We start from the raw sequence: 11,887 nt of genomic DNA, 5'->3' as shown, positions 1-11,887 counted from the left end.
AATCACTCAACACGCTCATCATTTCAAATCAAAGTGTCTGGTAAGACAGAACAAATACAAGTCAAAGTTACAGTGCTGCTTTCTTCGCTTCTGTAATCCAACCATCGAACGTGCTTTGGTTCGCTTTGATCCAACCGTTTACGTGCGCTTCGATATCCGCAGAGCTGTTCTTACCTTTACTCATCATCATGTTCTGAGCGCTTACATCATTGATGTTAAGTTTGATGATTTCAAAAAGCTTCGCTGCTGATGGGTTGTTCTTAGCAAACTCTTTATTCGCAATAATGCGCATTGAGTTCATTTCGAAGCCGTAGTTTTTGCCGTTAGATAGCGTCGTATCCACGTTCGAACGCTCGCCAGGAAGTGCTGAGAAAGGAACTTCTAACCAAACTACATCTTCGTTAGGCACCAATACGCCACTTACCCAGTAAGGTGTCCACGTGTAGTAAAGGATTGATTCACCCTTTTGGTAACGAGAAATTGTATCTGCAATGATTGCAGCGTAGTTACCTTGGTTGTGAGTTACCGTATCGTCCAGTTTGAACGCTGAAAGTTGGTGTTCAATCACCATCTCACAACCCCAACCTGGGTTACAGCCTGTTAGGTCTGCTTTGCCATCACCGTCCGCATCAAACAGCTTCGCGATTTTTGGATCAGTTAATTGACCAATGTTGGTGATGTTGTACTTTTCAGCCGTTTTCTTATCAATTAGGTAACCTTGAGCAGCGCCGCTTACATATTGGCCTTCACGGTAGAATTTCTCATCACCACCTGCCATTGTGTATTTATCAGCATGAAGCGGGAACCAACCTACCGTTAGGAACGTTGCGTCACCCTTTGCAATCGAGGTGTAGCCTACGTTGTAGTCCACTTCTTGAGTTGATTTCACGTCATAACCCAGTTCTTCTAGAGCACGGTTAACGATCAATGTTTGGAATGTCTCTTCCGCTACAGACGATTGAACAGGCTGAACTGATACGCCATCACCCGGTAGGCTTGCTGCCCACACGTTAGTCGATACCGCTAATGTAGAAACGATGCTTACTGCGAGTTTACTCTTCCATGAATTATTCATTGGTGTTTTTCCTTAATTGAAGTTCTGATTTGTTACCGCGATTAAGTACATTCAGTACAAGGGAAACAGGTCCCATGCGATACCAGCGTAATTTTGTATTACCAGCATTGACACCCAGTACTTGGGTGATTCTGTCTAATAAGATGGCTAAGATAACGATGCCTAAACCACCAACAGCGGCCAGTCCCATATCCAAACGGCCAATACCTCTCAGTACCATTTGACCTAAACCACCTACCGCAATCATTGATGCGATAACCACCATCGATAACGACAACATCAGTGTTTGGTTCACGCCCGCCATGATAGTTGGTAATGCAAGTGGCAGTTGAATTCGGTAAAGCATCTGCTTTTTGCTTGCACCGAATGAGTGACCCGCTTCGATCAATTCTTCCGGAACTTGCTGAATACCCAAGATGGTCAAACGAACAACAGGAGGAAGTGCGAATATGATGGTCACCACGACACCCGGAACGTTACCGATACCAAACAACATGACGATCGGTACTAAATAAACGAAGGCTGGTGTGGTTTGCATAGCATCCAAAATTGGGCGCACGAATTTAGCCGCCGTGTTACTTCGAGCGAGCCATATCCCCATGGGTAAGCCAATCAATAGGCAGAAGAATACGGATGTCATGACCAGTGACAATGTGGTCATTGCTTCAGACCAAGCGCCAATCAAGCCAATGAAAGTCAAAGATACGGCCGTTGCAACGCCAAGCTTCAAGTTTGAAAACTGCCATGCCACTAGAAACAAGATGATCAACATGAATGGTGCTGGCGTAGACACCAACGCCGTTTCAAATGAACTTAGGATAAAATCGATAGGCACACGGATTGCCTGGAATAGTGGGCGTCCGTGCTCAACTAACCAATTCAGTCCAGACTCAACCCAAGTGTCAACAGGCAGCACAGCCTCTGCAAAAGGGTCAAGTGGATCAAAAGGTGTCGTTTCAACGGTTTCGCTGCTTAACCAATCCGCTGACGGTGAGGTATCAGCGGATTGACCCCAAGGATCACTTGCAGGTTGAGCTGGAGGAGCCGATTGAGACCATGGGTCATTATTTGTTTGTTCAGACGACATGATCTACCCCTTATCCAATGTTTGTAACAGTCGTGACTTAGTCACCACGCCAAAGTAATTACCTTGCTCATCCACAACAGGCACTGAGTAAGGCACACCACCAACTAGGCCAAGCACATCATTGATTGGTAAATCAGGGTTCAGCGTTAGTCCATCATCGAGCTGTGCGCTGATGAGTGATTTGTTCTCTTTGTGGGCTTTACGAAGCGAGTCGATAGAGACAATGCCGGAGTAACGGCTGCTCTTCTCAACTACGATGCCGTACTTGCGGTCGTTATCCATCAAAATTTGTAGAGCGGACGCTGGGCCATCGTGTTCTGATTTTTTAAATACCGCAGCTGGCTTCTTACGCGCAATGTCTTTCACAGTAAGTACGCTTGCTACGTTCACACCACGGAAGAAAGCTTCGACATAATCATTCGCTGGGTTACTAAGAATATCGTCTGGAGTACCGACTTGAACCACTTCGCCATTTTGCATAATCGCAATTCGGTCACCGATACGCATCGCTTCATCCAAATCATGCGAGATAAAAACAATGGTTCGTTTATCGTCATTTTGAAGGCGAATAAGCTCATCTTGCATTTCAGTACGAATCAAAGGATCGAGCGCCGAGAACGCTTCGTCCATCAACAAGATATCTGGGTCACATGCTAGTGCACGAGCCAAACCAACACGCTGCTTCATACCACCAGACAACTCATCTGGGTAAGATTCTGAATATGAGCCAAGGCCAACACGCTCAAGTGCTTCAAGTGCTGATTGCTTTCGTTGTTCAACTTCAACACCCGCAAGCTCTAGACCAAACGCGGCATTCTCGATAACCGTCATATGCGGCATCAAAGCGAAATTTTGGAAAACCATGGAGATGTTGTTGCGGCGAACTTCGCGGAGTTCATCTTCTGAGATGTGGGCAATGTCTTTGCCTCGAAGAAGCACATTGCCTTTGGTAGGTTCGATCAAGCGGTTAAGAAGGCGTACTAGGGTTGATTTGCCAGATCCTGACAGTCCCATTATGACGAAAATCTCGCCTTCTTGAATACTAAGAGAAACATCGTTAACGCCGATCGTTAGCCCTGTTTCTTCGAAAACTTTATCTTTATTTGCGCCTTCATTAATCATTGTAAAAGCACGGTCGGTGTCTTCACCAAACACCTTGTACAGTCCCTTAACTTCCAGTATGGGATCCATGTAATCTAATCCTTTATCAGTTATTTAAACTTAAATTGGTTATTTAAACCCGAAAAGCAATTAGTACTCTAAGTAATTGACACATGTAAATCAAGGTTCTTCGTTCGGTAAAACAAGGCAACAGACTGAAACCAGACCAGCAACAACAAGACCAAAAATAAGCAAAAACAAAGCAAGCTACTGATAATAAAAGGGATAAATTAGATAAGCGTACGGCCAATATTATGTATTACGTAGTCGTAGATTATTGAATATTAATTTTACATTAGAGTGATTAATAGGCTGAATGAACCAACAAAAGCCATAATTAGTTCGTGCACAAATAATTCGAGTACGAACTATTTATTAAGCTTTCATGATGTTTCCGAGGCGAAAGTTCGCTCGGTAAAAAATATAAGATCAACTCTCAATCTCTACCTAAAAACCAAAGGTCAACCGGCTAAAGTCAGCGAGTTGAAATCAACCTTTTCAACCAAGAATTTTAATACGTCACACCAACTGTGATACTTGCTGCAAACTGTCAATTGGTGATTATCTAAGCTGAACTTCAACTTGTAGAGTGCTCATTGCTGAGCCATTCTTTATAAAAGAAATAAGCATTTTCCCGTGACGAAATAGAGAAAAAGACAAGGAATTCGAATGATAAAAATGTTGGTGTGTGACTTTGACGGTACGCTTGATGGAGGCTCATCTCACGGTGTTAACCAGCTATTTGATTACCTCACAGAACAACCTGATATTCGCTTTATCATCGCGACAGGAAGAACATTACCTTCGATTCGAATGGGTTTAGAATCGGATAACTACCCGAAGCCACACAGTATTATTAGCGATGTGGGCACCAAAATTCATCATGTTCATTCCCAAAAACCAGACCATGTTTGGCATAACCAACTGGAAGCTTCTTGGAACAAATCAAGGGTAGAGACGGCTCTCGCCCCCCTTGATTTTATGGGTGAACGCATAGAAAACCATCAAGGCGATTACAAGATCACCTTTGAAGGAAAGCTTTCAGAGCCTCAACACGAACTGATTGAATCTAGCTTGGAGATGCACGGATTAGATGTTCACCTGACTTACTCTCATGATTGGTACTTAGATATCACACCAAAAGGCGTAAACAAGGCGACTGCGATTCACCACCTACTCGAACAACACGATTTGAGCGTTGCAGAAGTGTGCGTCGCAGGTGACTCAGCTAACGACACCTCAATGCTCACCATTGAAGGCGTAAACTCGATACTGGTTGCTCACCTATCGGATAGAGACAACGTATACACGAGTAGAGCAACACATGCTGAGGGTGTCTTAGAAGGCCTTAAATACTGGCAAGGGCGTGCAGCAGCGGGTAATTAGAAATAAGTAGAGGTGACCGACTGCTCCCTACTTGCTATCCTTATTTCCAACCGGGAAGCCAATGATCCTTGTCGGTGAGATCCCGCCAGTTGATGTCTTCCTCTCGTTTGGTCATCACCGCTTCTATTAAACAACGAATGACCTCCCCTTCTTCAAACTCGACCTCTGTGACCATGAAGTGTTTTTCTTTCTTTATTGGGCTAACGGCCGTCCATTTACTGCGAAGTAGTTTCTTTGGATTGATTCGATTCATGAGCTTACTTCTCGCTTAGATGTCATTGATTATTATGGGATGTCTAGCCGACATTGAGTAATAGTCTTCATCGCAAGAAAAGGATCAAAAAAAGCCAGCGATTAGGCTGGCTTCATTCAGTTAGCTATTACTTGTTAAAGATTAGCCGTTTTTAGGTGGATCAAATGCCGTGAGTTCTAATACTGGACCTGTGTATTTTTCAATCTTCACAAGCGCAGAGTTTGCAGCACAGCCATTCGCCAAACGAGAAGTCGGGATATCTAACGTAAGCACGTTACAGCCACCGTTTTTACATAGGCCTGTCTCTTTATCTAAATCAGGCCAACCGCCTTCATGGATACATACAGAGCCTTGTTTGATGCCGTCCGTCACTAATGCACCCACCAATACTTGTCCACGACCATTATGTGCACGAACCAAGTCACCCGTTTTAATGCCTCGAGCTTTCGCATCTTCAGGGTGAATTGAAATCGGTTCACGGTCTGCAATCGCATACTCTTCGCGGATCTTCGCGTAGTTGAACTGGCTATGCAGACGGTGCGCGGCGTGCGCTGTCATCAGTTGCAGTTCGCCATCTTTAGCGTTGCCTGTGTACTCTGTTGGTTCTAACCAAGTTGGGTGTGCAGGGCAATCATCTAGTTGGTAACCTTCAATGGTTCTTGAGAATATCTCGAACTTGCCACTTGGTGTACCTAGTGGGTTCATGATTGGGTTCTCACGAAAATCAGCGTAACGAACAAACTGTGCGTTCTTCTCGTTCCACTTCATCTCGATCAACTGATTATCTTCCCAGAACTTGCTGAAGTTAGGCATTACGATACGCTGACCACGACCACCTTGCTGTGCGGTTTTGTAGAAACCATACAGCCATTCCATCTCGGTCTTGCCTTCGGTGTACACATCACGACCACCCGGAGCAAGTAACTCAGACATGTCCGCAAATACATCGAAATCGTTACGAGCTTCACCTTGTGGCTCAACCACTTTCTTCATTGGCACTAAGTGTTGGTTACTGTAGTCACCCGTCATCGTCATATCATTACGTTCAAACGATGTAGTAATTGGCAGAACAATATCCGCGTGCTTAGCTGCTGCTGTCCAGTAAGGTTCTGAGATAACAATCAGCTCAGGCTTTTGCCAAGCTTTGATCAAGCGGTTGGTATCTTGGTGGTGAGTAAAGTTCGCACCGCCTGCCCACCAGATCATTTTGATCTCTGGGAACGTTAGGTTGTGACCATTGTGATGGTAGCTTGAACCCGGGTTTTCTAGCGCTTCAACAATACGCGCTACAGGGAATGCGTTCACAGATCCTGAAACAGCCCAATCGTTACCCGCCGAAGAACCACCGCCAAGTGACGCTGAAATCGCAGGAAGTACGCCTGCATCACGAGCAGGGTTACCACCGTTTGAGTAGTGGTAAGAAAGACCGAAACCACCACCAGGCAAGCCAACTTGACCTAGCATTGTCGCTAGCGTAACCAACATCCAGTGACGTTGTTCACCGTATTGTTGACGCTGCATACCCCAGCCAGACATCAGCATAGTACGGTTCTTACTGAAGATATCCGCAAGTAGCTCAAGCTGCTTCACTGGCACACCACAGATCTCAGACGCCCACTCAGCAGATTTTTCTACGCCGTCTTCCTTACCCATCAAGTAAGCTTCGAATACGTCGTAACCTGTTGTGTATTTACCCAAGAATTCTTTATCGTGCTTGCCCTGTTTCACTAACGTGTGTGCGATACCCATCATCATGGCTACGTCAGTCATTGGGTGAGGAGCAATCCACTCTGCGTTGTCACCAAAAAACTCGATAGTCTCAGAGCGCATTGGGTCAATCGCAATCACTGTCTTGCCCGACTTCTTCAACTGGTGGAAGAACTCAAGACCTGCACAGTCGGTTGAGCTCCAAGCGATCTTCAAGGTGTTAATTGGGTTTAGGCCCCAAAGTACCACCACATCACTGTGCTCAAGGATAACTGGGTAAGTCGTCTGCTGTTCATACACCTCAATCGAACCCACAACGTGCGGCATGATAACTTGCGCAGCACCTGTTGAGTAATCACCTAAGTGACCAGAGTAACCACCAGCCATGCTCATGTAACGTTGTAGAAGCGTTTGCGCTTTGTGCAGAACACCACTTGAACGCCAGCCATAAGAGCCTGCGAATACAGATTCCGCACCGTGCTCTTGACGAATACGTGAGTGTTGTTGGTGAATCAATTTGTACACTTCATCCCAAGAGATACGAACAAATTCATCACTACCACGTACGCCTTCAGGTGCAGATGGGTTAGCCAAGTAGCCTTTACGAACCATAGGGTACTTAACACGCGCTTTGGTGTGTACTTGATCAGGGCCTGTGGTCTGCAGGCTATTTGGAACCGTTTGTGCCAGTGCATTCGTCGTCGACACTAACTTGCCATCTTTCACTTCACACAGCATTGGTCCCATACGACCTGATGTTAGAACACCAGAACCACGTTTGTCCGAAGCAATTGCGCTCATCGGCGTCAAAGATGTGAATGCCAACGCACCAGCTGTAATACCTGTGCCTTTCATAAATCCACGACGTGTCATATTAGTCATAATTTTATCCTTCTAATTCTCTTTAGTGACCAACAACGTCTTTCGCGTGGTTTTGGAAGTACTTAGTCAGCAGCTCAAGGTTTTGCTCAGAAATGTCTGTACGGTCGCCCATACTTTTCGCAACAGGCCCCCAAGCATTCACAGTGAAGTGGTTTGAAGGAATTTTCGCGTGACACGTTGCACAGTAAACGTTGTCCAACTCTTCTGCGTAAGACCAGATTGGGTCTAGTTTATCGACAACTGGAGAAGTGATATCACCAGTTAGCGCAACTGAACGCCACTCGTTACCATAAGCATCTGCTTTATAGTCACCAGTAGTCAGTGCTTCTTGACCTTTGTCTGTCAATGTCGCAACGATTGCACGTTGGCCTTCACCGAAGTAAAGCACTTGCTCTGCACCTTTCATTTGGAATGCATTCAAAGTCACAGTACGGTTGTCGCCTTCAGCCTTAACCACTTGCAGTTCTGCTGTTGGGTTTACACTGCCGAAGTCACCCATTGCGATATCGGTTACTGGGTAAACCACTTTCGCATCTGCTGGCGTGTTTTTCGTAAATGCGATCAGGGTATCGAACGCTTTGCTATCTAGCTGAGCTTCAGGAGCAAAATGTGCAACGCCTTTGTGACAATCGATACACGTTTGGTTATTTTCACGACCATAAGCATGCATTTTTGCTGCATCACGAGATTGCTCGAACTCTTCCATTGCATCGAATTCGTGACAAGAGCGACAAGTCGCTGAGTCATTCTCGCGGAATTGAGCCCAAACTGTCTCAGCCATCTCTTCACGGTGTGCTTCATATTTCTCAGGCGTGTCTATCTTACCTGAAATAAATTCGTGGTAGATGTCTTTGGACGCTCTTACTTTGGTGATCACGTAGTCAATCGGATCAGTTGGAATGTGGCAATCGGCACATTCAGCTCGAATGCCTTTTGCGTTACTGAAGTGTACAGAACCTTGGTATTCTTTGTGGGGTGCTTCCATTGTGTGGCAAGAAACACAAAACTCAGTGCTCGATGTATAGTGCATAACGGCTGCAGTTCCCCCTAAGGTTAACCAGCCAATACCTATACCAACCGCCGCTATTAGTGCGATATAACGTTTTTTTATTGTCATAATTCTTAATCATCTTCAACAATTGGTTACAATTAAGATCAGAATAGTACTTTAGGGGTAGATCAGTTTGATTTGGATCATAAATCGCATTCTGAGGAACAAAAATTGAACCTTTATGAGAACCCAAGGTCACTTCACGAAATTATTCCCCACCAGATACAATCACCCACCAAATAAGAGGCAGCGGTTAAATATTCATTATTGATTAATCCAACATCAACGAGACAAAACGGCTTTCTAAGTCAAAGAAGTAAATTGTAAATCTATTACAATATTGGCTATCTATTTTTCATAAACTCCTCACTCAATGAGCCAAACAGAATTCCAACAAAAAATAGCGAGTTTCACTGCCATCGAACAAGCGCTTGATTACTTCGAAATTGGGTTTGATAGCAAGTTCATCAACCAAAATAGAGTCGAGCTTATGAAACGCTTTAATGGTTATCTGATCCTGTCAAAACCCGATGATTGGTTCTCAGGAAGAAGAGCGCTGAAAAACGCTTATTGTAAGGTTCAACGCAGCAAGTTAGATCGCCACACACGTTCAGCCTGTCGTGGGTGTACAACTTGTCAGCGTCGATAGATAGGAAGTACTGCTCAAAGTAGAGAACTAAAAAGTAGATAGTTGAAATAACATCTCATTACGATTTAGTTAGTGGTTTGCTCGAAAAAAAGTGTGCTAGTCTTACGGCAACTCAACTACGAGATAAAAACTACAATGAAAATTTTCAGCAATTTCGAAAGCGGCAACATTCACGTCGTTTCTGCAGATTCACCACAAAACATTCAACTGACGATCCCAGCAGACTACCAAACTGAAATCTCTCAGTGGTTTCACTTCCGCTTAGAAAGTGAAGCTCAACAATCTCACCACTTTGAAATCGGTCAATTGGCAACATCTGCCTACCCTGAAGGCTGGAAAGATTACGATGTAGTTGCATCGTATGACCGTGAAGAGTGGTTCCGTATCCCATCTCAGTTCGATGGCGATACATTAAGCTTCGATATCATCCCTGAACACGATTCAATGTACTTCGCGTACTTCGCGCCGTACTCATACGATCGTCACCAAGATCTTCTGCACAATGCTCAAACGCACCCTGCTTGTAAGCTTGAAACTCTAGGTCAGACGCTAGACAACAACGACATCACTTTGCTAACCATCGGCGAGCCAAGTGAAGAGAAGAAAAACATCTGGGTTATTGGTCGCCAACACCCTGGCGAGACGATGGCTGAATGGCTGATCGAAGGCCTGCTACAACGCCTACTTGATGAAACAGATACGGTTGGTCGCTCTCTTCTAGACAGCGTTGTGTTCAGAGTTGTACCAAACATGAATCCAGATGGCAGCATCCGCGGTCACCTGCGTACTAACGCGATTGGCGTAAACCTGAACCGCGAATGGCAATCACCTTCTATGGAACGCAGCCCAGAGGTATTCCTTGTTCGCGAGCGTATGCTGGAAACGGGCGTTGACCTGTGTCTAGATATTCACGGCGACGAAGCGATTCCATATAACTTTGTAGCAGGTAGCGAAGGCACACCTTCTTACAACGAGCGCATCGCGAAGCTAGAGAGCCACTTCAAGCAAGCACTGCTCACTATCACGCCAGAGTTCCAAGATGAATTTGGTTACGATAAAGACGAACCAGGCAAAGCAAACATGACAGTTGGCACAAACTGGATTGGTGAGCAATTCAAGTGTTTGGCTTACACCGTCGAGATGCCATTTAAAGATCACATCAGTCACGCTGACGAACTTTACGGCTGGTCTCCAGAACGAAGTGTCGCGTTTGGTCACGATATGCTAGCCGCAGTTTGGGCTACAGTAGACGAGCTATAAGGCGAACTAAGCTCATTAGCTTTACCTGTATCGCCTTTGGTTTATAAGAATCTGGGCTATAGATAGAACAAAGCCCAGCACTTGTGAAAGTGCTGGGCTTTTTAATATCGGCTTGGATGAGTGAATCTAACTTTAAAAGCTTTCTATGCCACTCTGAGGCTAGCAAAAAACACTGGGTATCTTTGCCTAATGTGGCGTTGTTCAGACACCATATCTTTGAAGCTCGGACCTTGTGATAACTGAACGATCACTTCGTCACCTTCTTGTCGCAATACAGCACCGCTAATATCGATACTGTTGTTGTCATGCAACCTCAAGGTGCCGGCCATTGAAAAGCCACGATAAACCGGAATGATGTTACGCATCATCAGGCGTACACCCTTTTCAGAAACTTCGCTGACATGAAAAAGCTCATCCTTAATTCGCATCACCGGACGAGCCTTTTGAGGGTACTTTAAGCGGTAATATTTGCGTTTCTGGGTGAATGAATCTTCACGCATTGGTGACTCCCTGTCTCTGTTATTTCGGTCAAGCAATAGGCTGTAGCTTCAATTGGTCTCAAATAAACACATTCACCAAATTGATAGCTAATAATTATATCGACTTCCCGAGCTAATGCTTTAGAGATTTATACAGAGAAACACTGATTGCTTAGCATTCAGTAAAAAATGAAAACTAAGATGGAAACGAGAACTAAGCCGGAAATGAACTGAACCAATAGCTAAAAACCCAATTCTTCGCATCGCACCCTAAAGCTGAAACAATGCCAACTGAATGCTGAAGCCCACGAATAGAATCCCACACACAATGTTCATCATTTGCGAGGTGCGCTTTTGAACTAACAAGCGCTTAAAGGTATCCGCCATTAAGATCACAACTAAGAACCACATCGACACCACTGACGCTTGAATTGCACCAAGTATCAAACTGTCTGTCACAATCGCATCTGTTGAAACAAATTGAGGGAATATAGAAAGATAAAACAGGACAATTTTAGGATTCAGTAGATTAGTGAGAAGCCCTTTGAAAAATTGCTTATAAAGCTTACTTCCCGATGCACTGACCACAGAGAGCACGCCCTCTTGAGCGCGCAGCGCCGCACGAAAATGGTTATACCCAAGCCAGACAAGATACAAAACCCCAGCCCACTTTAGCCCTTCAAAGGCCATGGGAGTGTTCGACAGTAATAAGCTTATGCCGTTAGCCGAGATAAAGGCATGAAAAAAGAAACCACATGACACGCCCAACACGTTCACAAATGCGAACAGCTTCCTTTGAGTTAAGGCTGTGCTTAATACCAACAGCGCATTTGGGCCCGGGATAATGGCAATAAAAAACACGATAACGATAAACAGCCAGATACTGTCCCAACTCAT

At 44.9% G+C, this 11,887-nt stretch carries 11 protein-coding genes; 3 read left to right on the top strand and 8 right to left on the bottom strand.

Annotated features, from left to right (window positions below):
- Positions 1-67 precede the first annotated feature (67 nt).
- Genes proX through proV form a run of 3 tightly spaced genes read right to left on the bottom strand, consistent with a single transcriptional unit; the run spans position 68 to position 3,353 of the window.
- The gene (gene proX / locus AB4274_RS03845) at positions 68-1,075 is read right to left on the bottom strand and encodes a glycine betaine/L-proline ABC transporter substrate-binding protein ProX (RefSeq protein WP_017065955.1); all 1,008 of its coding nucleotides are present in this window, start codon (positions 1,073-1,075) and stop codon (positions 68-70) included.
- Positions 1,068-2,162 (bottom strand): glycine betaine/L-proline ABC transporter permease ProW, encoded by a 1,095-nt coding sequence (gene proW, locus AB4274_RS03840; RefSeq protein ID WP_102333175.1) that lies wholly within the window; start codon positions 2,160-2,162, stop codon positions 1,068-1,070. The genes proX and proW overlap by 8 nt, the downstream gene beginning before the upstream one ends.
- A 3-nt stretch (positions 2,163-2,165) precedes the next feature.
- The gene (proV, locus tag AB4274_RS03835) at positions 2,166-3,353 is read right to left on the bottom strand and encodes a glycine betaine/L-proline ABC transporter ATP-binding protein ProV (protein ID WP_372111044.1); all 1,188 of its coding nucleotides are present in this window, start codon (positions 3,351-3,353) and stop codon (positions 2,166-2,168) included.
- Positions 3,354-3,992: 639 nt separating this feature from the next.
- Here proV and AB4274_RS03830 point away from each other — a divergent pair.
- A complete protein-coding gene (locus AB4274_RS03830; RefSeq protein ID WP_372111042.1) occupies positions 3,993-4,709 on the top strand; it encodes an HAD-IIB family hydrolase in 717 nt (238 codons plus the stop codon).
- A 40-nt stretch (positions 4,710-4,749) separates the two neighbouring features.
- Here AB4274_RS03830 and AB4274_RS03825 read toward each other — a convergent pair whose 3' ends face one another.
- The 3 genes from AB4274_RS03825 to AB4274_RS03815 all read right to left on the bottom strand — a co-directional run bounded on the left by AB4274_RS03825 (position 4,750) and on the right by AB4274_RS03815 (position 8,668).
- Positions 4,750-4,962, bottom strand: coding sequence for a TIGR02450 family Trp-rich protein (locus tag AB4274_RS03825; protein ID WP_017071930.1), 213 nt, complete (start codon positions 4,960-4,962; stop codon positions 4,750-4,752).
- 141 nt (positions 4,963-5,103) lie between these two features.
- Positions 5,104-7,551 carry a molybdopterin guanine dinucleotide-containing S/N-oxide reductase gene (locus tag AB4274_RS03820; RefSeq protein ID WP_017071931.1) on the bottom strand — a complete coding sequence of 816 codons (2,448 nt, stop codon included), beginning with the start codon at positions 7,549-7,551 and terminating at the stop codon, positions 5,104-5,106.
- Positions 7,552-7,573: 22 nt separating this feature from the next.
- Positions 7,574-8,668, bottom strand: a complete 1,095-nt coding sequence (locus AB4274_RS03815) for a NapC/NirT family cytochrome c (protein WP_017060332.1) — start codon at positions 8,666-8,668, stop codon at positions 7,574-7,576.
- 307 nt (positions 8,669-8,975) lie between these two features.
- On the opposite strand from AB4274_RS03815, the gene AB4274_RS03810 reads away from it, so the two are divergent.
- Positions 8,976-9,251: a nitrogenase-stabilizing/protective protein NifW gene (locus AB4274_RS03810; RefSeq protein ID WP_372111040.1), complete on the top strand. Its 276-nt coding sequence runs from the start codon at positions 8,976-8,978 to the stop codon at positions 9,249-9,251.
- Positions 9,252-9,386: 135 nt separating this feature from the next.
- Entirely contained in the window at positions 9,387-10,511 is a 1,125-nt protein-coding gene (locus AB4274_RS03805; RefSeq protein WP_017060330.1) for a M14-type cytosolic carboxypeptidase, read from the top strand.
- A 143-nt stretch (positions 10,512-10,654) separates the two neighbouring features.
- Here AB4274_RS03805 and AB4274_RS03800 read toward each other — a convergent pair whose 3' ends face one another.
- Entirely contained in the window at positions 10,655-11,011 is a 357-nt protein-coding gene (locus AB4274_RS03800) for a hypothetical protein (protein ID WP_017060329.1), read from the bottom strand.
- Between the two features lie 249 nt (positions 11,012-11,260).
- Positions 11,261-11,887, bottom strand: coding sequence for a LysE family translocator (locus AB4274_RS03795; protein WP_017060328.1), 627 nt, complete (start codon positions 11,885-11,887; stop codon positions 11,261-11,263).

Origin of the sequence: Vibrio sp. 10N.261.55.A10 (genome assembly GCF_041470825.1) — a bacterium.
Taxonomy (GTDB): Bacteria; Pseudomonadota; Gammaproteobacteria; order Enterobacterales; family Vibrionaceae; genus Vibrio; species Vibrio crassostreae_C.
This window is presented reverse-complemented; position numbering and strand designations above follow the sequence as displayed.